This window comes from Rhodococcus sp. A14 (assembly GCF_011603105.1).
GTDB lineage: Bacteria > Actinomycetota > Actinomycetes > Mycobacteriales > Mycobacteriaceae > Rhodococcus_F > Rhodococcus_F opacus.
Genome location: NZ_JAAOQS010000131.1, coordinates 1 through 22,161, shown reverse-complemented (window position 1 = coordinate 22,161; position 22,161 = coordinate 1). Strand labels below are relative to the sequence as shown.

The window sequence follows — 22,161 nt, the reverse complement described above, 5'->3', positions numbered from 1 at the left end:
GGCGACGCAGGCGAAATCGTCTCCATCGAGCACTTCGGCGCCTCCGCCGACTACAAGACCCTGTTCCGCGAGTTCGGCTTCACCGCCGAAGCCGTCACCGCCGCCGCACAGCGCTCACTCGCACGCGCCAAGCGCTCTCTGCACACTCCACTTCCTCTGACGAGCAGTCCTACCGCAGCGACCAGAGCGAACTGACTACGCACACAGTGCCTGACCCCACACGCAATCTCTCAGTTCTGGTCCGTTGGTCGTGAATGTGACTTGGTGGAGCGGGGCTCCATCGAGATGCTCGGGGCGGAATCAGAGGTGATGAAGGGCCCTCGAGCGTGATTACCTGCCCGTTCAGTTCGTGGAGGTACCAAGGACCACATCATTGCTCGCCATGGGTGAACACCCCTCGCACTGGTTCCGGACCCGCCGGGAACCCGTGAAGGCCGGCCCGCTGTTCCGTACCCAGCACGCACCGTCAGGAATACCCTGGCAAGTACATCCCCTTTGCACCTCCCGGAATCTGCACCGCCCGGAATCGGACCGCCATGAACGATCGCCCGCCGAGTGATTCGACAGTCGCGTCTGGGCCGCCCACCGAACTGGGTCAGGACACTCAGCTGCCGTCGACGACGACGTCGGGCGCCGAATCGGTGTTCGTCGTGGAAAGCGGGGTCGAGCGCCTGGTCGCGGATTGGGAGTCTTCCGGTTCGCCGGCCGAGCTCACCGAATATCTCCCCGACACGGCTGCGATCAGGCGGGCCGCGCTGATCGAGCTGATCAAGGTCGACCTCGAGTACCGGTGGCTGCGGTCGGGGAGCCCGAAGCGCATCGCCGACTACTGCCTCGAATTCCCGGAGCTGCTCGCGGAACCACTGCCACCGGAACTCGTCTACCTGGAGTACCGGGTCCGCCGTCAGAGTGGCGCCGACGTCGATCCCGCCGAGTACGTCGCCGAGTATCCGCAGCAGGCGGCCCGGTTCGAGACCCTCCTCGAACACGACCGCCGCATGGACCGGCGGACCATCACCGCGGAACTCGGTCCGGGCGACGACCTCGACGTCGGTGAGCGCCTCGACGATTTCGACCTGATGATGGAACTCGGTCACGGCGCGTTCGCGCGGGTGTTCCTCGCCCGGCAGCGTTCGATGCAGCGGTGGGTGGCGTTGAAGATCTCCCGCAACATCGGCAACGAGCCGCAGACACTCGCGCAGCTCGACCACCCGTACATCGTCCGCGTCTACGACCAGCGGGTGCTGGAGGACCGCCGGCTGCGGGTGCTGTTCATGGAATATGTGCCCGGCGGCACGCTCCTCGACGTGGTGCGGCTGGTCCGCAAGACCCCGCCCAAGCAGCGATCCGGACAGCTGCTGCTCGATTCGGTCGACCGGATCCTCGAGGAGAGAGGCGAGATCCGGCCCGAGTATTCGAGTGTTCGAGACGAGATCGCCGCACTGTCGTGGCCGGAGACGGTCGCGTGGATCGGGTTGCGGCTCGCCGACGCACTCGACTACGCCCGGGCGCACGGCGTCCTGCACCGCGACATCAAACCGGCGAACGTACTGCTGGGACTCGAAGGCATCCCCAAACTGGCCGACTTCAACGTCAGTTCGAGCGACAGCGTCGAGAATCGCGGCGCCGGAGGATTCATCGGCGGCTCCGTCGCGTACATGTCGCCCGAACAGCTCGAGGTCATCGACCCGAGCACCCACCGGACCGCCTCCGACCTCGACACCCGCAGCGACATCTTCGCGTTGGGCGTCATGCTGTGGGAACTGCTGACCGGGGCCCGGCCCTTCCCGGACGACGACGGGACCACATCCCCGCCGACGCCTCAGGCTCTTCTCGAGTCCCGACGCCGGGGCGTGGACCCGGAACGATCCGCGCTCCCCGAGGACTGTCCCGCCGCGCTGCGGCGCATCCTGGTGAAATCGCTCGCACCCGACCGGGACGACCGGTGGTCGAGTGGCCGGAAGCTGACACGGCAGTTCGCGCTGTGCCTCGACCCGCACGCCCGCGATCTCGTCGACCCGGCACCGGGAAGCGTGCGGTCCACGATGTGGCGGTGGGCTCTTCCGATCGTGATCGCCGCCGTCGGCATCCCGAACCTGCTGGCAGCCGGATACAACTACTACTACAACAAAGTGCTGATCATCGCGACGCTGCCCGTCGAGGCGCAGCAGGATCTCGAGTTCGTGCACCTGGTGATCGGCGGGATCGCATTCCCGCTGGGCGCAGTGCTCATCGTCTACTGGTGTCGACTCGCGCTCACGGTGCCGCGAGGACTCCGAAACGGCAGAACCTACAGTTCCGAGGTGCTGGAGAAGGCGCGAGCCACGACGCTCGGACTCGGCCATCGCGCGGTCGTGGTCAGCTTCGGGTTGTGGGTCGTCGCCGGCGTCGCCTACCCGGTCGCCCTGGAGATCACCGCCGGCGGGATTTCGTTGGGCGCATACACGCAACTCCTCGCGTCCCTCGCCGTGTGCGGGGCGGTCGCGCTCGCCTACCCCTTCTTCATCCTGACGTTCTACGCGGTGCGGTGCCTCTACCCGATCCTGCTGTCGCACGGCGAGTTGCGCGGAAGCGACGGCCGCAACATCCGGGCCCTCGGCCGGGGCATGCCGCGGTACCTCGCCGTCGCGGCGGCCGTCCCGTTGATCGGGGTCGCCGGACTCAGCTTCGTCGGTGTAAACACCGGCGACGCCGTGAACGCGACGGTGCGCGCGCTGTGTCTGGGCGGCATCTTCGCCTTCATCGCCGTGTACCAGTTGTTCCGGCGGATCGAGAGCGATCTGCGCGCGCTCGAAAGGGTCGTGTGGCTGGAGGTGCCGGGTCGCCGACCGGGCGGCGGCGGTAGGAGCGCAAAAAGAAGGCCCCTGACGCTGCCGGGTCGGGGTCCGACAGCGCCATGGGCTCACTAGGTATGTCTCCCGAAGCCCCCTCCGCGTTACACCCCGCGTGTCGCACGCCCGGCGAGGCCGCCCATCGTCATGTCGTAGAGGACGGTGGCCAGCTCGTTTCGCCGGTCGCGGAGGTCACGGCGGAGGTATTCGAGGCTCACCTCCCGGTAACTGACGGTGAGCACCAGCAGCAGCGCGTCGAGGTCGACCCCCGGACCGATCGCGGACGGATTCAACGTCACATACGTACGCAACAGGTCGCGGCACCGTTCCTCGATGCGGACCGAACGGTGAGCGGTGAGGGCCACGTGCGGCGCGTCGTTGAGCAGCGAACCGAGGATGTCGCGATACCTGTCCAGGACTGCGAGAAGCTGGGACTGCAGGGCCGCGTCCTTCAGGAACGTGCCCTTCGCGACGGCGTGCTCGAGCTGCGTCCCGAACGTAGCCGTGGTTTCCTCCATGATCTTGTCGATCAGGACCTCGATGATCTCGTCCTTGTTCGCGAAATACTGGTACACCGACCCCTTCGAGATGCCGGCGGCCTCCGCGATGGCGTTCGTGCTGCAGCCGGTGTACCCCTTGGCCCGCAAAACCTGACCAGTTGCCGACAAGATGCGCGCGACCGTCTCCTGCGACCGCTGCTGAGAGGGGTCTTTTCGCTGGCCAGTGCCCATTCGCTGAACCCTCCCGATCTGCCCCACAATGCGACTTGTACCCGTCCGATTAGGTGAGGTGAACTGTAACTCACAGCCCCTCGAGCGGGGGCCGAGGCACAAAGCCCCCCCTTCTCGACTACCGAATCGAGTGCACCGCAATGACAGAAACCCAGTCCCGGGAGTCGGCGCCCGGCTTCTCCGACTTCACGCCGCCGCGGCGGTTCGACATGGACTCGGAGTGGGGTCGCCGCTCGATGCGGACGCTGTCGCGATTCGTGCACGGCGACCCGGCACCCACCCCGGCGGAGCGGGAACTTCACGCCCGGGCGGTGGTCCGTCAGGACGAGATCGGTGCCGCACTGGCGCGGGCCGTCCTCGTCGACAAGACCGTGACGATGGCCCAGTTCTCCCGGGCACTCTCCGACGGCATCGGCAGCGTGCCCGACGCGGCGCCGCCGCTGGTCGCTTTCTTCGACGCAGTGGACCGTCGGCCGTCGTGGGTCGACGACCGGCGCCTCGAGCACGGGGCCGCCGTCTGCCTGCGCAGCGGAATGACCGGACTCGACCTGCTCGCGACCGGTTCGCTGATGAACGGCTACCGCAGCGCCGCCACCTCCCGCCAACTCGTGGCCACCGGCAGGCTGGTCGGGGACGGCGCTGGTCAGCGCGTGGCCGAGACCGTGCGGTGGTGGTACGAGTGCGTCCTGCCCGGCGGCATGGATCGCGACCGCCGGGGCTGGCAGTTGTCCGTCCACGTGCGGTTGATGCACGCGTTCGTCAACCTGACCCTGCTGCGGGACGAGAGCTGGGACGTGTCCGACTGGGGCATGCCGATCAACCAGTCGGATCAGGCCGGGACGCTCGCCCTCTTCTCGACGACGTTCCTCGTCGGACTCCGGTCGCTGGGGGTGTGGGTCTCCGCCGACGAGGGCCGCGACGTCATGCATCTGTGGCGGTACATCGGCTGGCTGATGGGCATCGACGAGCACTGGCTGGTCGACGACGAGAACACCGGACGCCGCAACATGTGCCAGATCGGGATGTTCGCTCCCGGCCCCGACGAGAACTCGAGGGTGCTGGCCGACTCACTGCAGAAGTCGTGGGCCACGTTCCACTACCCGCACGCAGAGTCCCTGCGACGGCGGCTCAACCGCCAGCGCCTGCTCAGCATCCAGCGGATGTTCTCCGGCAAGCGCGGCATGCGAGAACTCGGATTGCCGGTCGTGCCCGCCTGGTTCGCTCCGCTGGCACTGGTGGGGAACGGGACGCTGCACGGTGCGGCCCGAGTGAGTCCGGCCGTCCGCGAACGCGTCGGCCGACGCTCCCGGCGGCGAGTGGAGGCGTGGCTCGCCGCCAACGAGACGTCGTCGCGGGTTCAGCGGCGCTCGTAGATGCCGCGGACGTATGCCGCCTGCCCGGCATGCTGCAGATCGTCGGAGACGACGCTGATCAACCGGACACCGAGAGTGACTGGCGGATCCCAGTTCTCGTCGACGATCCGGTCGAGGTCGTCCGGCCCGATCGACTGGACGTAGTCGACGGTGCGGTCGTGTACGGCATCGTGATACCCCCGCAGGAGGTCGGCGCCGGTCCGCACCTTCGCCACCTCGTCCGCGGAGTGCCCATAACCGATGTCGGCAACCGGGAACGGGAGGTCGAGGCGCTCCACCCACCCGCCGGACGTCCACACCTGCGCGGTGCCCGCGACACCGGCGACGTGGTCGTCCTGCACTCGCGTCAGATGCCAGATCAGCCAGGCGATGGTGTTCGCCTTCGCGTCCACCCGAAACGTGAGGGCGTCGGCGGGGAGATCGGCCAGCGTGGAATGCACGGTCTCCTGAATGCGATCGAAGGCGTCGGTCAACAGCGCGCTATGGTCCACGATCTTCCTTTCGTCGTGTTCACATCACGTTCCACTATGACCCCCTCGGGCTCACAGAACCGGCACGACATGTCCCCAGTACCCCGGGCGGCCGCTGACCACCACGGCCGGGCTACGCCGGTGACGATCCGAACCGCCGAGCGTCACGGCTTCCGGAGAACGCGAGATCGCCCCCGCGAGCGGGAGGTACCCCCAGGATTGTGGGCCGGCGACGGCGGCGAGGGATATGGAACGAGCACGGGTTCCTTTCCGGAGTTTCGTGCTGCTGCCTGAGGTTTCCCCACTGATCGGCGTGTCGTTGATCTTCGACGTGTAAGCCCGCTGTAGCCGTGTCCGCGGGGGTCGATGTGCAGATCCCGAAAGCTGCCCCGGCACCGGGTGTGGTGACGTGGTGGCGGCGATCGATGTCGCGGCTGCCGCGGTGGTGGATCGGTTCGGTGTGGGCGGGTTGGGCGGAGGTGTGAGGGTGTCGGCTGTGGTCGGCTTCTGTGTTCGGCCTCGAGTAGGGAGCTGAAGGCTCGGCTGCGGAGGAGATCGTGGCGGTTCCGTTTTCATGACACGGACCTTGCGATCACGGCGTCGAGGTACCGGCTCGCGGCGTCCTCGACGCGGGCGCCCTCGGCGACCATCGGCCACGCGCCGTCCATGCCGCCGACAATGGCCGCGCGGGAGAGGAACCCCTCCCAGAACGCCGGTGACCCGAACTCGCCGCGCCACTGCAGGGCGGGAAGGGTGACCCGGTGCAGGGTGTGCTCGTGGGTGGTCCCGATCGCGCCGTGCACCTGGTGGACGTTGCGCACCGCCACGGCCAGGGCCTGCGAAACGACGCTGCGCGCGACCGCAACGCGGAACTGGGACAGCTCGCCGTCGAGGTCGTCGGTGAGGGCGTCGGCGAGCGCGGTGTCCACGGCAGCGCGGGCCAGCACGGACTCGGCGGCGATGTCGACGACGAGGTTCTGCACGGACTGGAACTTCGCCAGGGCGCGACCGAACTGGCTGCGGGCGGTGGTGTGCTCAATCGCCGAGGCGAGCATGCCGTCCATCGCGCCGACGCACTGCAATGCGCGGGCGAGCGCGCCGCGCAGGACGTACGCCTCGACGGCCGCGGTGGATACGGGTGACCAGGAGATGCCCTCACCGACGGTGACAGAGCCGGTCGGCACTGCCGAGATGCCCTCAATGGTAGTGATCGTCAACCGGTCGGTTGGCACGTCCGCGAGCTCGTGGGTATCGCCGGCGGGGCGCACGCACACGACGGTGGCGGTGGCACCGGCCCACGGGACACCGTGCGCGGTCCCCGAGGAATCGAGCAGCGCGACGGTGGCGGTGGAGTCGGACGAGTCGTCGATCCCGGCGGCGCGCCGGAGCGGCCCGGCCAGCAGGTCAGTCTCGGCGTACGGGACGGCCACACCGGCGGCAGCCGCGGTGCGCAGGAGCGCGGCGGCTTCGGCCCAGCCGGCTCCGCTGCCCCCGGCGTCCTCGGGCGCGGTGAGCCGGGCGACGCCGACCTCCCGCAGTGTCGACCACACGGCGTCGGCGTCGGGCCGGACGTCGGGGCCGGAGAAACCGGAGACGACGTCGGAGAGCATCGCCTGCAGGTCCTCGTCGACGGAGAGGTCGACGGTCGTGGCGGTGGTCATCAGCGCATCCCCAGTCCCCGCGCGATGACGCCGCGCAGAATCTCGTTGGTGCCGCCGCGGAGCGTGAAGCCCGGGCGCTGGTGGAGGCCCGCGCGCAGCAGGCCGTGGATCTCGGCGACCGCGGCGGTGCCGTTCGTGCCGGCGAAACCGGGTGCCAGCTCGTCGCCGAGCCGGGTGGAGACGGTGTCGACGATGTCACCCTCGGTGACGGTGCCGAGCAGCTTGACGAGGGCTGCCGGGGTGTCGGCGGGTTCACCGCGCTGCAACGCGCCGGCGATGTTCTGGCTGAGGTTGTGCAGTCCGGCCATCCGGGCCACGGTCCGGCCGAGGTCGCTGCGCTCGGGCAGGGCTCCGGTGGAGATCGCACCGATCTCCGCGGCGAACAGGCGGAACGAGGAGAGGAACCGTTCAGGGCCGCTGCGCTCGAAGGCGAGCTCGGAGTTGACCTGTTCCCAACCGTTACCGAGGGTGCCGAAGACCATTGAGTCCGCCACGAAAACGTCCTCGAGGACGACCTCGTTGAAGTGGTGGTCCCCCGAGAGGGAGACGATCGGCCGGATGGTGACGCCCTCGCTGCGCAGGTCGACGATGAACTGACTCAGACCCGCGTGACGGTGCGAGGTGTCGAGCGGTTCGGTGCGGCACAGCGCGATGAAGGCCTCCGCGTGCTGGGCCCCGGAGGTCCACACCTTGGTCCCGGTGATCCGCCAGCCGCCGTCGACCTGAACGCCCTTGGTGCGGACACTGGCCAGGTCGGAGCCGGAGTCCGGTTCGGACATTCCGATGCCGAAGCAGCACTCGCCGGCGGCGATGCGGGGCAGGTACTCGTGCTTCTGCTCCTCGGTACCGTAGCGAAGCAGGGACGGGGCGATCTGTCGGTCGGCGACCCACTGCGCGGCGACGGGGGCGCCCACGGAGAGCAGTTCCTCGGTGACGACGAAGCGCTCGAGGTGGGTTCGGCCGCGGCCACCGAACTCCGTGGGGATCGTCATCCCGACCCAGCCGCGTTCGGCGAGGCGTCGGGTGAAGTCCTCGTCCCAGCGGGTGAGCCAGGTGTCGATCCAGGGTATGAGCCGCCCGGCGTCGACCTCCTCGGCGAGAAACGCGCGTACCTCGGCACGCAGGGCGTTCATCTCATCGGTCGCCACCGTGGTAGGTGGCGCGAGAGTCGAACTCATGGGACCTCCTGATGAGTCCTGCCCGGGCGGCGCCCGGGCGATCGGGGTCGACTGTGCCGCTGTTCGGGGAGTGCGCACAGTCAAATCAAGGGTCAGTCCAGACCGCGGGGTCGCCCTGCCGCGGAGGATGCCCCGCATCACTTGGAAAGTGTCCCAGAAACGCCAGAGATACACAATAGCGAAGCAGACTACGTATATACGCTATCTATTGAGCTCGGATGCCATTGCTACGCTTTCGCAATGACGGAAACTTCTCCGGCCGCCGGAGCCGTACCTTTCGAGCAGGTTCCCGAGCGTCCCCGCCATCGCATGATCGACCGGGTCGCGGCAATCCTCGAGCTCGTCGCCCGCTCCGGTGCCGGTCTCACCCTCACGGCCGTGGCAAAGGCTCTCAACGCCCCAGTGAGTTCGGTGCATGGGCTGCTCAACGGTCTCGTCGCCGTCGGCTACCTCGACGAGCGCGACCGTATCTACACCCTCGGTACAGCGCCCTACCTGCTCAACGTCATCGCGGGACGCCCCCCGGTCACGTCGATAAGTCACGAACAGCTCCAGCAAGTGCACGCCGAGGCCGGACTGACCATCGCGCTGTCCACCTCGGTGGGCGACGACCTGTTCTACGTTGACCACGTCTCCTCTGAACCGGAGTACGCGTACCTGGCGGAGAACCGCCTGCGGCGCTCCCTGCTGCGCACGTCCGCGGGGTGGCTGCTACTGGCCGACCGCGAGCAGCGCGACATCTGGGCCTACCTCAACTCCCGCCCGGTGGCCGACGCCGACTACATCGAGCAGTTCCTCTACGCCCTCGAGGCACTACGGGCCACCGGCGTGTGTGCAGCCCCGGGCGTGGCTGTCGAACGCGGTGACGGCGTGTCGGTGGCTCTCCGGGAACGCGGCCGAACCATCGCCACACTCGGTGTGGTCGGCGTTCGCGAGACGATCATAGAGCGGCGCGACGAGCTCGCTAAGATCTGTCTCCGGCACGCCGAGGAGTGGGGCTTTCGCTGACCGCTAGGCGCGCGACTCCGTGCGAATGCCGAGTGCACGAACGTTCTCACACACGTAGGACGAACGCGATCTCTCGTGTCGACGCCCCTGATACTTGCCGGCGCGTTTGCCCGGTGGACCTCGGTGTGATGCGCGAGCGCCCACAGAGCGGCCGACAGCTCGAGAGCAGTGACTCCAACGGCTGGTGCTGGGGCTCCCCCAACAGGAGAGCTTCGTGCCACTGAGGTCGTTCCCGGTGCGGCGAAGAACGCGCGGGGCGAGGCGACCCGCAGGTTAGTCGAGCACATCGGGTTCGCTCATACCGAGGGCGATCTCACGACGTTGATGGCGGTGACCAGGGGCAGGATCGACGCTGATCAGACGCGTCTCGAGCTGGAGCCGGAGTCGCAGGCCCGCGCGGCGGGGATGCGGTGGTGCGCTCGCGCTCCAGCGAGGTCCTGTGGGCCGACCTGGCCGGGACGTACTAGGCGCTGGGGTTCGATGAGATCGGCGATGAGACATTCAAAGTCGCTAGTGTGCGCCCGGACTGATCGAGCCGAACAGCAAACTCGACACGACCGGGCGCTCGAAGACATCGGCGTCCAGGCACCCCCCGAAACACGATCAACGCCAACCTGCGGGGCTGTCGTTCATCGTCGCCTCCTGAACCTCCAAGGCCACCAGGGAACTCGAGGATCACTTCGGCCGCCGCGGTAACACTATCGCCGAAGGTGACACCGCGGAGCTGACCCGCTCGATGGGCCAGGGCCCTGACCGGCGCGACCGCAGGGTGGTGTGGCACTAAAAGTGGCAGCGCGCCAACGCGACCGGCGCACCACTAACGCGCAGATCGACCGCACCCAGTGCGTAGGCGACCGGGCAGAACCACTACGAAGGTAACGATCCGTCAAGGTCACCGGACAGAGCGTCATCCTGGATGAGGCATCAATCGAGCGGGCCCGCCAGTCCGCCGGCCACAAGGGCTACGTCACCGACATCGAGCCGACCGCGATGGTCGGAAAGGCGGTCGTGGCCGCCTATCACACCCTGCGGAAAGTCGAGCAGTTCTTCCGCCTCGCCAAGTCCGAACTGAAGGCCTGACCGGTCTTCCACCGCACCCGCGAGTCGATCGAGGCGTACCCGACCATCGTGCTCGCCGCTCCAGCCATCGCCGCGCGGCCAACGCAGCAAAACACTACTGAAGCGTCCGTGTTTTACGTAGTTATGAATTATTCTCTTTAGTTGCGGACTTGAAGGCTGAAGCCTATGGTGTACACCACATCCCAAGCGAGACTTGGTCGCAGTCACACAGGTTCCAGGTCTCGCTCCCCTCCAGCTCGTTCGGTCCTCTAATCACCTCCGATCAGAGGGCTACAGCGAGCGGCAACCCTGCCCCATCTCAGCGTTCGAAAGGTCCAAATCGATGACCGCAATCCACGCTCCAAAGAACGACCTGGCACAGTCTGCGGAAACACCTACCTATGACGTCATCGTTGTCGGTGGTGGTTTCGGTGGCATCTATCAGCTACGCCATCTTAGGGACCGGGGATTCTCTGTGATCCTCCTTGAAGCCAGTGGCGGTTTCGGCGGGGCATGGAGCCTCAATCGCTATCCGGGAGCAAGGGTGGACAGCCACGCACCGGTATATCAGTTCACTGACGAATACCTCTGGAAGGATTGGGACTTCTCGCAGATGTACCCCGATCATGAGGAAATGCGTAGCTATTTCAATTATGTTGATTCCAAACTGGACCTGAGCAAGGACAGTCGATTCAACACTAAGGTCGTGGGCGCGACGTTCGACGAAGAGCAGCGGATGTGGAACCTCGAAACACAGGACGGAGCCACTTTCCGGGCAAGGTTTGTGGTGTTCGCGACAGGGTCGACCACGGAACCCTACACACCATCCATCCCAGATATGGATGCGTACCAAGGAGAACTGGTTCACACCGCCCGATGGCGTTCCGATCTGGACATGACGGGAAAGCGCGTCGCGATTATCGGAACTGGCGCAAGCGCTGTTCAGGTAGTGCAGGAAGCAGGCCCAGTAGTCGAAAACCTCACGGTTTTCCAGCGCACTCCGAATATTTCGTTGCCTATGCAACAGAAGTACTTGGATGATGAGGAACAAGCCGCCCTCAAGAACAAAATGCCCGAGGTTGCCGCGAAATGTCGCGAAACCCACGCAGCGATCGACTACGACTTTGACCCCCGGAGCGGTGTCGAAACCCCAGAGGACGAGCGCAATGCTGTCTTTGAGCGCCTATGGAATCAGGGCGGATTCGCATTCTGGCTGGGAAATTTCTCGGACTATCTATTCAATGACAAAACAAATGCGCTGACATATGAGTTCTGGAAGAACAAGATCAAGCCCCAGATCAAAGACCCAGCCAAAGCAGAGCTGCTGGTCCCAGAAATCGCCCCTCATCCCTTCGGAGCCAAGCGGCCGGCCCTCCATCAAAACTATTATGAGGTGATGAATCAGACGAACGTCTCTCTTGTCTCCACCAAAGAGACCCCGATCGTCGGATTCACCGAAACTGGGATTCGCACAGCCGACGGAGTCGAGCACGGCGAGTTTGACATTATCGTTCTCGCTACAGGCTTCAACAACAACACCGGCGCACTAACCTCGATCGACGTTCAGAACGCGAATGGCGTCACTTTACGTGACAAATGGAGCCAGGGCGTAGACGCGTACCTCGGAGCAGTCACAGCCGGGTTCCCGAACGCCATTTTCGTCTACGGCCCCCAGAGTCCTGCTGCATTTGCGAACGGGTCCACGAACGCCGAGCTTCAGGGCGAGGTCATGGTCGACTTTTTCGAATTTCTTCGGTCAAACGGACTCACCCGTTTCGAATCGACAGTTGAAGCGGACAAAGCTTGGACCGCGCACATCAACGAGACCGACGACACGGCGCTATTCAATCGGGCGAAGTCTTGGTATAACGGGGGCAACATTCCGGGCAAGAAAATGCAGATGCTGCAGTATCTAAACGGCGTGCCGACATACTTGCAGTTCTGGCAGAAGGAAAAGGAGTCCGGATATACCGATGGGCTGACCGTGTCATGACTTTTCATCACTTGGTCGCTATATCATGGACCCGGCCGATCGATGACTCGAATATATCGGCTTTCGCAATTGCGCTTGATCAGCTGTCCGCCGAATGTACAGAACTGCTACATGCCTACGCTCATGGAAGAGACATCAGTTCGCGCGACGTGAGCAGCGACTACGGGATTTCCGCTGCGTTTCATGATCCAACAGGCTATGCCGAGTACGACGTGCATCCTGCTCATATTCGCGCAAAGGAGCTGCTCTCCAAGTTCGCGGCGAAATACACCGTAGTGCAATTTGAGGCGTGACTAGCGCCTAGGTCTACCACCGAAAGGACAGGCAATGAAGAACCATTCACTGCAGACAATATCCAGTGGGCATGGCTACCTCGAAGCACCGCGCTGGCACGATGGTCGACTATGGGCCAGCGACTTTTTTGGCAAGCACGTCCTTCATTTCGAAGAGGACGGCAGCCACACTGCATTCGCGACGCTCGAAGAGTCACCGTCTGGGCTCGGTTTCCTACAGGATGGATCGGTCTTAGTGGTCCTCTTGGATCCGACGAAGAAGAAGGTTGTGCGAATCGCGTCCGACGGATCCGTCAGCGAGTACGCCGATATCGCGCATATCGCCCGCGGAATGGCAAACGACATGCTGGTATCGCCGTCCGGACATGCCTACATTGGTAACTTTGGCTTTGACCTCGGGGCTGAGGATCCGAAGGCAACAACTTTGGCCCACGTAACACCCGAGGGCAACGTAAGCAGAGTTGAAGGCGATGCGACATTCCCGAACGGAGCTGCTCTTAGTGCGGACGGTCGAACTTTGCTCCTCGCGGAGACTTTCGGTCACCGGATTGATGCTTTTGACGTAAACGCCGATGGTTCTTTGACTAATTTCCGAGTGTGGGCACAACTCGACGAGAGCATGCACCCTGACGGGATTGCACTGGACACCGAAGGTGGCGTCTGGTTCGGCAATGGCCTGACCAACGGTCCGGAGAGCGGCTTCTATCGCGTTGAGGAGAGCGGCGAGATCACCGATTCCGTTCTGGTGCCTGACGCCTGGGCTGTTGCGTGCACGTTCGGCGGATCAGACCTGGATGTGCTGTACATGTTTTGCAATGCGACCACTCTCGAGCAGTTCGGTGAAGGTAAGTCACAAGGCACCGTCCGCACCGCGCAGGTGAATCGACGTGGCGTCGCACAGTAGGCCGGCCTGATCTCCCTAGATGTGGGCCGTCCGTACGGAGTTCGATCGGGCCCGAGACGGTCCGATCGGTACGGTGCCGAGCAGTCATCTAGTCATTCGCTTCAACTGTAGACGCTCCAGCGCTTTGCCCTTCGTTTGGCTGCGGCAGCGTATTGACCGTAATCGTCTTTCGCAAGCAACCTTGGAAGACAAGGTATATGACCACGTTAGAGAGGTTACATTATGCCCCCAGCCGGTGGCGCCGACCGCAGACAGTTTTATATTAACGGTCAGTGGCGAGAGGCTGTCGACCCAGAATTATTTACTATTGCAGAAGCAGCAACCGAGCGGCCGCTGGGCGTTGCCGCAATGGGTGGTCCTTCGGAGATTGGCGAAGCTGTTTTGGCCGCGCGGGCAGCACTCGACAACGGCCCCTGGGGGCGTTCCACCCCGCACGAACGGGCCGAGACTATGCGGCGGTTCGCCGATAGCCTCGAGCGCCGAGGAGAATCCACCGCGCGCTTGGTCAGTCAGCAGAATGGCATGATTTGGCCTTTATCGATTATCAGTAACGCTGCGGCCCCGGTAGCGATACTGCGTTCAATGGCTGAGCTCGCCGAGGCACGGACTTTTGAGACTCGCCGCCCCAGCAAGAAGGGGCACACCATTGTGCGGCAAGAGCCAGTCGGTGTTGTTGGTGCAATCGTTGCGTGGAACTATCCTCAGTTGCTGGCTATGGCCAAGATCGCTCCTGCTCTCGCCGCTGGGTGCACTGTCGTTTTGAAACCAGCCCCCGAAACTGCGCTTGACGCCTACGTGCTCGGGGAAGCAGCGGAAGATGCAGGTCTGCCGCCCGGAGTCCTCAACATTGTTGCTGGTGGCGTTCGCGCGGGCGAGGCCCTTGTGGCCCATCCGGGTGTGGACAAGATTGCATTTACCGGGTCAACGGCTGCAGGGCAGGCGATAGGCGAGGCGGCAGGCCGGTCCCTTAAGAGGGTATCGCTCGAGCTCGGTGGCAAGTCGGCGGCCGTTGTGCTCCCTGATGCGGACCTGGATGTCTTCGCTAGGAGCCTGGACGACGCTGTGTTCAAGAACGGGGGGCAGACATGCACCACAAACTCCCGTATCTTGGTTCCCCATGGTCGTTCCCAGGAAGTTCTAGATGTCCTGGCTGCCTATGTGGATGATCTGGCGATGGGGGACCCGCTTGACGACGCGGTCACTTTGGGCCCGATGGTGAGCGATCAACACCGAGAGCGAGTGAGAAACTATATCCGGCTTGGGGAGTCTGAGGGATTCCAGCTTGTCCGTGGCGGCGCCGAGCCGCCTGATGGCCTAACGCGAGGGTGGTTTGTTTCGCCTACTATTTTTGGAGGCGTGGACAATAACAGTCGACTGGCGCAGGAGGAGATATTCGGTCCTGTCATCTCCGTTATCCCGTACGAGTCCGAGGATGAGGCCGTTCGTATCGCAAATGACACCGTCTTCGGTTTGGGCGGGGTCGTCTTTACTGAGGATCACGAGCATGGCCTAGATATCGCGTCACGTATCAGGTCTGGCACAATGGGGATCAATTATTTTTCGATGGACATGGGCTCCCCCTTCGGTGGCGTGAAGCACAGCGGAATTGGGCGAGAATTCGGCCCTGAGGCGCTGGATTACTATCTTGAATACAGGTCCATCTATGTCTAGTCGCCTCGGAGCCTTCCGACCCCACTCCCTGTTCAATTGGATGCCTAGAGGCGTCATGATTTACCTTCCCCCTCGGCCGGCCCGACCCTTCAATACCCACCAGAATGAGCAGCCATGACCAACTCGACAGTCAACGCCCTTTCGGCCGACGCCTGGGACGCCTCTTCCAATTCAGCCGCGCTGCCTCCGCGGACTGGCGCGCTCACAGACATTCGCGTCGTCGACCTGTCGCGGGTGCTCGCCGGACCACTGTGCGGGCAGATGCTCGCTGACCACGGTGCGGACGTAACGAAAGTAGAGCCACCAGCCGGCGACGAAACCCGCGGTTGGGGCCCGCCGTTCGTCAGAGAAGACCACAGCACGTACTTCGACGGGCTCAACCGCAACAAGCGCAACATCAGCGTCGACCTACGAATCGAGGAAGGACAGCAACTCCTGCGCCGAATGCTCGCCGAGGCCGACGTCGTGATCGAGAATTTCAAGGCCGGGACGCTCGAGAGGTGGGGCCTGGGCGACGAAGTACTCGCCGCGGAGTTCCCGCGCCTCGTACACTGCCGGATCACCGGGTACGGTACCGACGGGCCGCTTGGTGGCGCGCCCGGGTACGACGCAGTGCTTCAGGCACTGTCCGGGCTGATGAGTATCAACGGCGAAGCTGACGGCGAGGCGATGCGGATCGGGATCCCGCTGGTGGATATCATCACCGGCCTCAATGCGATGAACGGCATCCTCATGGCGCTGCACGTGCGGCGCGAGACCGGGCGCGGGCAGCTTGTCGACCTCGCGCTGCTCGACAGCGCGGTGTCGATCCTGCACCCACACGCCGGCAAATGGTTCGCTACCGGCGTCGCGCCGGAACGCACCGGCGTCGCCCATCCCACCATCTGTCCTTACGAGACGTTCATCTGCAGTGACGGACCGTTCTTCATTGGTGCCGGCAACGACCGGCAGTTCCGGTCGCTCGCCAACGCGTTGGACGCGCCCGGGCTCGCCGAGGACCCACGGTTCACGACGAATACCGATCGTATGGCGAACGCAGTACAGCTGCGCAAGGTCCTCGGCGGACTCATCGGCGGTTGGCAGCGCGAGGCCCTGGCCGCCGCACTTCGACTGGCCGGTGTTCCCTCGGGGGCCGTGAACAACGTCGGGGAGGCACTCAACCTTCCGCAGGTGCGGCACCGAAAGATGGTGATCGAATGCGACGGGTACCGAGGCATCGGCGTACCAGTAAAGCTGTCCGAGTCCCCCGGTTCGGTGCGATTCGGCCCTCGCCACCGCGGCGCCGACACCGACGCTGTTCTCGCCGAGCTCGGACTTTCCGAGAACGAGGTTGCGTGTCTACGCGGCTCCGGGGTATTGCCGGAGTAGCGGGGCCGATTACTCGACGAGGGGAGCCCGCTGGCACCGCTCCCCAATGCGGGCCCTCACCGGTGAGCTCGCAAGGTCGGTGGGCTTCACTGACATGGTCGCCGCCCGAACGGTCCTAGCGTCCTTGAAGTCTCCGATCACGACCCTCGCTTCGAGCTGACTCGTCCAGTGATTGCGGTTGAGGCATTCCTTCCGCAGTCGGTTGTATAAGGATTCGATGTGTCCGTTGTTCCACGGTGTCCCTGGCGAGATCTAACAGGTACCGATCCGATCGGCAGAACTGTTGCAGCACAGTGGATACGAACTCCGGTCCGTTGTCCATCCGCAACACCAGCGGGGGTCCGCCCCACAGCGCGAACGCCTTGTCCAACTCGATCCAAGCGAGCCATCGCACCGGCCTGGAAGGTAAGCGATCATTGAAACCTTCGTCGCCCCGCACTGCCCATTCGTGGTCCCCGTCGAAGACACCGAGCAGCACCGCATGCTCGGGAGGCTCGAAGTAGCGGTCGGAGCCCGGTTCCAGCAGCACATGCTTCTCCGTGAGACGAACCTGCCCGAGCCCGTTGACTCGCAGAAGTCGCGCCGTCGGCCACCCCTCCCGCAGCGCCTCGGCGTCGTCGCGCAGTGCGGCGGGGCGGTCGAGGCCACCACGTGAAGCCGCGGCCAGTCGCGATCGAGTTCGATCATAGATTCACGCCCAATCTCGTAATGGTGTTTCACAATTGCTCAGACAACTCGTGTTCGTACCGCGCGCTTTCGCCCATCAACTCTGAAGGCCCCGGAGAAGATGGTCTTATCCACAATGAAGAATGGCTATCTGACACTTACTTGACTGCAAGCTAAAGTGACACGACACACCAACCCTGTATCATCATATTCGTTGCACCCCAACCTTTTTAATCGATACTCAAGGCTGTTACCCTTGGCCGTGGCACGGTTCCTGCCGATCAACTGATCTCGATTAGCGAAGTGGTTTGTCGAGTGCCTTTCCCAACAAAAACCCTCAAGGAGCACGCTATGCCGCTGTTGCATGTGACCCAGACCCCCGGCCAATCCGCCGAAGCGAAGCGTGAGCTATTGAAGAAGCTGACCGCTGCATACGTGGATGCGACAGGAGCGAAACCGGCAAGTGTCTGGGTGACGATCGAAGAAGTGTCGAAGGACGATTGGGCCATCGGCGGTGAGACTCTGACCGAACGAGCCTCGAAGCCGGCCTGACCGACGTTCGGCGAGCGACTCCGACTTCTCGTTCGGCCACCTCGGTCGCGCGAGAGGCCGGAACCACCCTCGGTTCTCACTGAACGTCGGCGCCCCCGATCAACTGGACGTGGTGCCCTCTGCTCACCTGCTGAGCGTAGGGCACCACGTCGACTCGGCGGACTGCCACTGCGGCCTGGATCTAGGAGGAGAATTCGACCTGAACCGATGAGTAGGTCTCAGCCATCGCCGAGACGAACTCCTCGGCAAACCTCACGTGGTCGGGATGTGTCAGGTACGCGCGAAACTCGTCGATGCCATCAAATGTTGCGGAAACGGCGTAGTCGGCGTTGCCGTCCTTGATTCCGAGATCTCGGCCGTGCCGATACTGAACAATCTGCGGACGGCAGCCGAAGTCGGGACCAACAACTATAAGTCAGTCATCGTGACTGATTGACCCTCACCCAAGGAGCAACTTTCATGGATGATCCCGTTCTCGTCCAGCGCGACGGTGTTATCGAGACCTGGACAATCAATCTGCCCGAAGAACGCAACCCGATCTCCGGTGAGGACGTGATCGACGCGCTCGTAGCGTGCGTGGCCGCTGTCAATGCCAGCCATGAGACCAGAGCAGTCATCGTGACGGGCGCCGGTTCCGCGTTCTCGGCCGGCGGTAACGTGAAGGACATGGCTGAAGGCCGCGGGCTCTTCGGAGGCAAGCCTCACCAGCAGCGCGAGGGCTATCGGAAGGGAATTCAACGTATACCTCGGGCGATGTACAACTGCGACGTCCCCCTGATTGCGGCGGTGAACGGCCCCGCAGTGGGCGCCGGCTGCGATCTCGCGCTCATGTGTGACATGCGGATCGCCTCCGACACAGCCTTCTTCGCAGAAAGCTTCGTCAAGCTGGGCATTATTCCCGGGGACGGTGGAGCGTGGTTGCTGCCACGCGCGATCGGCGCGGCTCGCGCTGCCGAGATGACGTTGACCGGGGACCGCGTCGACGCGGCGACTGCACTGGAATGGGGGCTGGTCTCCCGGGTCGTCGCCCCGGAGCAGCTGCTCGACGAGGCGCGCGGGCTGGCGGAGCGCGTAGCGGTCAATCCGCCGAACTCGGTGCGGATGGCAAAGAAGCTTTTGCGTGAATCCCAGCATCTGAGTCTCGATAGTTTGCTCGAGTTGTCCGCTGCCATGCAACCGCTGTCCCATCACACCGCCGACCACCGGGAGGCCGTCAGCGCGTTCTTGGAGAAGCGTCCGGGTTCCTTCACAGGTGAGTAGCACCTGCATCGCTCGAGGCTGGGTCGGTATCACCGGAGAATGACCGCCCAGCCGCCCGCGAGCTCAGTATGAGAACCACAACGAGCAGGATCTATCGAGGTTGCCAGGCCGGCTCCCGTCTCCCAGAGCACCTCGTGTTTGAGTAGCGGTCCCGACTTGATGGGCGAGAAGTTGGCGGCGGCCGGGTCGCCGAAGGCCCGCCACACCCAGTTGCGGCACACCGTCATCGGCAGGTGCCGCCCGGGAACGGCAGCGGCCCAGACGTTCCGGACACCGCGCCGGCAACTGATCGGACATCGGGCCGAGGGCATGGGGATCGGCGCTGGCGGTCCTACTACCCGATGAGGTGGTCCCGCTCTCTGTGTCAAAGCCGAACCTGTGGCTCCGGTTGTAGGGTGGAATTTGGTGGGTCAGGGAAGTGACTGGTCCGGTGTGCGGGGTGTCAGCCTGCCGCGCAGGGCGATAGAGCCGCCCCCAAGTGTCCTCCCGGGTCTGCCGCCAACTCTGTCGCCGAGTCGCGGAGAAGCTGCCGACAGGCGACGTCCGAGAGCCGCCTCTTCCAACAGCGCAACGCTTCCCTGTGACTCTTTGCGGCGGCGCGTTTCCGTTGGGTAATAACGCGCGGCCGGGTGTGTCTCGACCGATCTGCGTAATAGCCATGGTGTGCAGGGCGCAGTTCGGTTGCCGGTCTCCGGCGCGGGAAAGACGGTGGCGCACGACGTCGCCGGAGAACGCCTCGATCGGGGCGGTGCCGGTGTAGCCGGCGAACGTGGCGGCGTGCCCACACAAGGGCTCGGACTCCCAGCTAAAGCTAAAGGGTCCGCCAGACCACCCCAGTTTGCCTCAAGAAGTAGCGAGCAAACGCAGGTCGACAGGTTGTCCGTCTGAGGGGAACGGCAAGGACGTGAAGTTGAGTGGGGCGACGTAGTCGGCGTCGACGTGCCAGTCGAAGCGCAGGAGGAGGTGATGCATGATTGCTTTGATCTCGGCGCCGGCGAAGTGCATTCCGAGGCATTTGTGCACGCCACCACCGAAGGGCTCCCAGGCATATCGGTGCACCTTGTCTTCACGTCGATGTTCCGCGAAGCGTTCGGGATCGAAACGCTCGGGTTCGGGCCAGTACTGCGACATGTGGTGGGTGAAATGTGGCACCACCGCCGCGTAGGTTCCCGCAGGCACGAAGTGCCCTTGCACCTGGGTGTCGTGAACCGCTCGGCGCGCCATGACCGGCACCGGAGAGACGATCCGCAGGCATTCCTTCATGACCAGATCGAGGCTGTCCAGTCCGTCGAGATCGGCATAACTCGGCGCCGGGGTCCCCAACGCGAGCGACTCCGCCCGGCATCTGTCCTGCCACTGCGGGTGTTGACCCAGGTACTGCATCATCGTGGCGATGGTGATCGTGGAGGTGTCGTGCGCGGCCATCAGGAGAAAGATCATGTGATCAACCACCTCGTCGTCGCTGAAGCGTTGTCCTGCTTCGGATTCGATATGACAGAGCACGGAGAACAGGTCGTCCGTTTCGTGTGATCGACGCGCCGGTAGGTATTGCCGGAAGAAGTCTTCCAGGACTCGGCGTCCGTCTAGTCCTCGCTTCCACCTGGTCCCCGGGACCGGATAGCGGACCACCGAGGTTGCCGCCTGCACGCAATCGACGAAAGCCTTTTTCACCGAGGAAATCTCGCTCTCGGTAGACCCTTCCGCGCCACCCATGAAAATGTCGGTGGCGAGATCGAGAGTGAGCGTCTTGAGCGCCGTGTAGGCGCGGAATCCGTCGGTGGGAGTCCAGGCGTCGAGCGCCGAATCGATCGCCGGGTTGAGAACGTCGACGGTATTCTCGAGGCGCGATCGGGTGAAGGCTTGCTGCATGATTCGACGGTGTCGTAGATGTTCTTCCGAATCGAGAAGCATGAGGCCACCGTGAAAGAAGGGGCCGATCAGCACCGACCAGCCGTCACCGTTGACGAATGCCCGATCTTTGTTCTGCAGCACTTCCCGGCATGCGTCGGGTCCGAGGACTGCGACCCAACGCCGACCGACCATCGAGAACCAGGAGACCTCGCCGTAACGGTCCCAATGCTTTTGCATCAATGCGAGTGGATCTCGGATGTATTCGAGTACATGCCCGACGCCGGGCAGCCCCGATCGCCCCGAGACCGGTTGCAACTGCGACTGTGCGGGTGGAACGGCCAGGATCTTGGACATGACGAACCTCAACTCCCGTCTCATCTGACAGCGCGTCCTGTCAGATGAGCGTAGTCTGCGACATCGAGATCACGTCTGTCAATATCGATCCATGACTCCCCCTACGCCCCGTCGATACGCTGGCCTGAGCGGCGACCAACGTGCAGCACTGCGCCGCGAGAGTCTGCTCGAGGCGGGATTGGACGTGTTTGCAGCCACAGGTAAGGGCGGCGCCACCATGACCGCCATCTGCGCGCACGCCAAGTTGACGGAGCGATACTTCTACGAAAGTTTCACCAGCAGAGACGAACTCCTACAGAAGATCCTGGACGGCATCGCCGACGAGGTCCGTCAGGCCGGACTGGATGCGCTTCGAGCGAGCACTGGGACGATCGAACAACGCGTACGAAATGCCATCGCGTCGTTCGTCACCATCCTCACCGATGATCCACGCAAGGGACGTGTTGCGATGATCGAATCCGCCGCGTCCGAACCTCTGCGCACCCACCGACGCGCAGCACTGCGGGGCTTCGCTCAGATGGTGGCGGACGAAGCCACGCGCATGTACGGAGACCGAGCGTGGCCACCACATCAAGGTGAAATCAACGGACTGCTGTTTGTGGGCGGCTTGGCCGAGCTGGTCACCGCATGGTTGAACGACGAGATCTCCATCATGCCCGGCGAGATCGTCGATGCGGCAACATATCAATTCACCTCCACCGCACACCGATGAGGGGCGCGGTGCTTGGGCTCGTAATGTTGGCGACGGGACACGGACGCGTTGTTCGAGATCGTCGATATGAACGGCTCACGATCGGGTGGGTAGCCTAGGCCGAAGTTGCGGTAGCTCTCGGCGGAGATTGCATGATCGACCTGAGAAGACGACGGAAATCGATTCGAAAATGTAGCCACTAATACTGCGTGTCGTTGCGGTGTCTAAACCGATAATCGATCTAACA

At 63.8% G+C, this 22,161-nt stretch carries 20 protein-coding genes; 13 read left to right on the top strand and 7 right to left on the bottom strand.

Translation table 11 applies throughout. The annotated features are described in order from the left end of the window. A partial coding sequence (locus G9373_RS39325) for a hypothetical protein (protein WP_167120417.1) occupies positions 1–195 on the top strand: 195 nt, incomplete at its 5' end. Between the two features lie 341 nt (positions 196–536). Next, on the top strand, positions 537–2,909 hold the full coding sequence (locus G9373_RS39320) for a serine/threonine-protein kinase (RefSeq protein ID WP_167120413.1): 2,373 nt from the start codon (positions 537–539) through the stop codon (positions 2,907–2,909). Positions 2,910–2,935: 26 nt separating this feature from the next. Here G9373_RS39320 and G9373_RS39315 read toward each other — a convergent pair whose 3' ends face one another. Then, entirely contained in the window at positions 2,936–3,562 is a 627-nt protein-coding gene (locus G9373_RS39315; protein ID WP_037206876.1) for a TetR/AcrR family transcriptional regulator, read from the bottom strand. 140 nt (positions 3,563–3,702) lie between these two features. Here G9373_RS39315 and G9373_RS39310 point away from each other — a divergent pair, with 140 nt between their 5' ends. After that, a complete protein-coding gene (locus tag G9373_RS39310; RefSeq protein ID WP_054248747.1) occupies positions 3,703–4,935 on the top strand; it encodes an oxygenase MpaB family protein in 1,233 nt (410 codons plus the stop codon). On the opposite strand, the gene G9373_RS39305 is transcribed toward G9373_RS39310, so the two are convergent. From G9373_RS39305 to G9373_RS39295, 3 genes are all read right to left on the bottom strand, one after another. Next, positions 4,920–5,426 carry a DUF664 domain-containing protein gene (locus G9373_RS39305; protein ID WP_005564483.1) on the bottom strand — a complete coding sequence of 169 codons (507 nt, stop codon included), beginning with the start codon at positions 5,424–5,426 and terminating at the stop codon, positions 4,920–4,922. The genes G9373_RS39310 and G9373_RS39305 overlap by 16 nt on opposite strands. Positions 5,427–5,977: 551 nt before the next feature. Further along, a complete protein-coding gene (locus G9373_RS39300; RefSeq protein WP_167120407.1) occupies positions 5,978–7,066 on the bottom strand; it encodes an acyl-CoA dehydrogenase family protein in 1,089 nt (362 codons plus the stop codon). Beyond that, the gene (locus G9373_RS39295; RefSeq protein WP_167120402.1) at positions 7,066–8,244 is read right to left on the bottom strand and encodes an acyl-CoA dehydrogenase family protein; all 1,179 of its coding nucleotides are present in this window, start codon (positions 8,242–8,244) and stop codon (positions 7,066–7,068) included. Before G9373_RS39295 ends, G9373_RS39300 begins: the two co-directional genes overlap by 1 nt. A gap of 240 nt (positions 8,245–8,484) precedes the next feature. On the opposite strand from G9373_RS39295, the gene G9373_RS39290 reads away from it, so the two are divergent. The 8 genes from G9373_RS39290 (at position 8,485) to G9373_RS39245 (ending at position 17,758) form a co-directional block, all read left to right on the top strand. After that, on the top strand, positions 8,485–9,252 hold the full coding sequence (locus G9373_RS39290) for a helix-turn-helix domain-containing protein (protein WP_043788657.1): 768 nt from the start codon (positions 8,485–8,487) through the stop codon (positions 9,250–9,252). A gap of 1,402 nt (positions 9,253–10,654) precedes the next feature. Continuing rightward, complete coding sequence (locus G9373_RS39280) at positions 10,655–12,304, top strand: NAD(P)/FAD-dependent oxidoreductase (protein WP_167120395.1); 1,650 nt, start codon at positions 10,655–10,657, stop codon at positions 12,302–12,304. Next, positions 12,301–12,597 (top strand): Dabb family protein, encoded by a 297-nt coding sequence (locus G9373_RS39275; RefSeq protein ID WP_005264733.1) that lies wholly within the window; start codon positions 12,301–12,303, stop codon positions 12,595–12,597. The genes G9373_RS39280 and G9373_RS39275 overlap by 4 nt, the downstream gene beginning before the upstream one ends. A gap of 34 nt (positions 12,598–12,631) precedes the next feature. Next, positions 12,632–13,501: an SMP-30/gluconolactonase/LRE family protein gene (locus tag G9373_RS39270; RefSeq protein ID WP_037207674.1), complete on the top strand. Its 870-nt coding sequence runs from the start codon at positions 12,632–12,634 to the stop codon at positions 13,499–13,501. 222 nt (positions 13,502–13,723) lie between these two features. Beyond that, positions 13,724–15,172, top strand: a complete 1,449-nt coding sequence (locus G9373_RS39265) for an aldehyde dehydrogenase (protein ID WP_037207671.1) — start codon at positions 13,724–13,726, stop codon at positions 15,170–15,172. 114 nt (positions 15,173–15,286) lie between these two features. Then, positions 15,287–16,540, top strand: coding sequence for a CoA transferase (locus tag G9373_RS39260; protein ID WP_005564474.1), 1,254 nt, complete (start codon positions 15,287–15,289; stop codon positions 16,538–16,540). Between the two features lie 448 nt (positions 16,541–16,988). After that, complete coding sequence (locus G9373_RS39250; RefSeq protein WP_054248002.1) at positions 16,989–17,195, top strand: hypothetical protein; 207 nt, start codon at positions 16,989–16,991, stop codon at positions 17,193–17,195. Positions 17,196–17,557: 362 nt separating this feature from the next. Then, complete coding sequence (locus G9373_RS39245; protein ID WP_005264727.1) at positions 17,558–17,758, top strand: 4-oxalocrotonate tautomerase family protein; 201 nt, start codon at positions 17,558–17,560, stop codon at positions 17,756–17,758. Between the two features lie 181 nt (positions 17,759–17,939). Here G9373_RS39245 and G9373_RS39240 read toward each other — a convergent pair whose 3' ends face one another. Continuing rightward, positions 17,940–18,101 carry a Dabb family protein gene (locus tag G9373_RS39240; protein WP_240482972.1) on the bottom strand — a complete coding sequence of 54 codons (162 nt, stop codon included), beginning with the start codon at positions 18,099–18,101 and terminating at the stop codon, positions 17,940–17,942. Between the two features lie 116 nt (positions 18,102–18,217). Between G9373_RS39240 and G9373_RS39235 the strand changes: the two genes are divergently transcribed. Further along, complete coding sequence (locus G9373_RS39235) at positions 18,218–19,018, top strand: crotonase/enoyl-CoA hydratase family protein (RefSeq protein WP_005564471.1); 801 nt, start codon at positions 18,218–18,220, stop codon at positions 19,016–19,018. 63 nt (positions 19,019–19,081) lie between these two features. Here G9373_RS39235 and G9373_RS47140 read toward each other — a convergent pair whose 3' ends face one another. Together G9373_RS47140 and G9373_RS39220 are read right to left on the bottom strand one after the other, a co-directional pair. Next, positions 19,082–19,807 (bottom strand): IS110 family transposase, encoded by a 726-nt coding sequence (locus tag G9373_RS47140; protein WP_240960992.1) that lies wholly within the window; start codon positions 19,805–19,807, stop codon positions 19,082–19,084. A gap of 54 nt (positions 19,808–19,861) precedes the next feature. Further along, positions 19,862–21,223, bottom strand: a complete 1,362-nt coding sequence (locus tag G9373_RS39220) for a cytochrome P450 (protein WP_167120384.1) — start codon at positions 21,221–21,223, stop codon at positions 19,862–19,864. 91 nt (positions 21,224–21,314) lie between these two features. Here G9373_RS39220 and G9373_RS39215 point away from each other — a divergent pair, with 91 nt between their 5' ends. Then, complete coding sequence (locus G9373_RS39215) at positions 21,315–21,935, top strand: TetR family transcriptional regulator (protein WP_167120381.1); 621 nt, start codon at positions 21,315–21,317, stop codon at positions 21,933–21,935. The last annotated feature ends 226 nt before the right edge of the window (positions 21,936–22,161 follow it).

Bases quoted from the DNA above. Each gene is read 5' to 3' on its own strand.
- G9373_RS39320 (WP_167120413.1), top strand. From the start codon at position 537: ATGAACGATCGCCCGCCGAGTGATTCGACAGTCGCGTCTGGGCCGCCC.
- G9373_RS39315 (WP_037206876.1), bottom strand. From the start codon at position 3,562: ATGGGCACTGGCCAGCGAAAAGACCCCTCTCAGCAGCGGTCGCAGGAG.
- G9373_RS39310 (WP_054248747.1), top strand. From the start codon at position 3,703: ATGACAGAAACCCAGTCCCGGGAGTCGGCGCCCGGCTTCTCCGACTTC.
- G9373_RS39300 (WP_167120407.1), bottom strand. From the start codon at position 7,066: ATGACCACCGCCACGACCGTCGACCTCTCCGTCGACGAGGACCTGCAG.
- G9373_RS39295 (WP_167120402.1), bottom strand. From the start codon at position 8,244: ATGAGTTCGACTCTCGCGCCACCTACCACGGTGGCGACCGATGAGATG.
- G9373_RS39290 (WP_043788657.1), top strand. From the start codon at position 8,485: ATGACGGAAACTTCTCCGGCCGCCGGAGCCGTACCTTTCGAGCAGGTT.
- G9373_RS39280 (WP_167120395.1), top strand. From the start codon at position 10,655: ATGACCGCAATCCACGCTCCAAAGAACGACCTGGCACAGTCTGCGGAA.
- G9373_RS39275 (WP_005264733.1), top strand. From the start codon at position 12,301: ATGACTTTTCATCACTTGGTCGCTATATCATGGACCCGGCCGATCGAT.
- G9373_RS39270 (WP_037207674.1), top strand. From the start codon at position 12,632: ATGAAGAACCATTCACTGCAGACAATATCCAGTGGGCATGGCTACCTC.
- G9373_RS39265 (WP_037207671.1), top strand. From the start codon at position 13,724: ATGCCCCCAGCCGGTGGCGCCGACCGCAGACAGTTTTATATTAACGGT.
- G9373_RS39260 (WP_005564474.1), top strand. From the start codon at position 15,287: ATGACCAACTCGACAGTCAACGCCCTTTCGGCCGACGCCTGGGACGCC.
- G9373_RS39245 (WP_005264727.1), top strand. From the start codon at position 17,558: ATGCCGCTGTTGCATGTGACCCAGACCCCCGGCCAATCCGCCGAAGCG.
- G9373_RS39235 (WP_005564471.1), top strand. From the start codon at position 18,218: ATGGATGATCCCGTTCTCGTCCAGCGCGACGGTGTTATCGAGACCTGG.
- G9373_RS39220 (WP_167120384.1), bottom strand. From the start codon at position 21,223: ATGTCCAAGATCCTGGCCGTTCCACCCGCACAGTCGCAGTTGCAACCG.
- G9373_RS39215 (WP_167120381.1), top strand. From the start codon at position 21,315: ATGACTCCCCCTACGCCCCGTCGATACGCTGGCCTGAGCGGCGACCAA.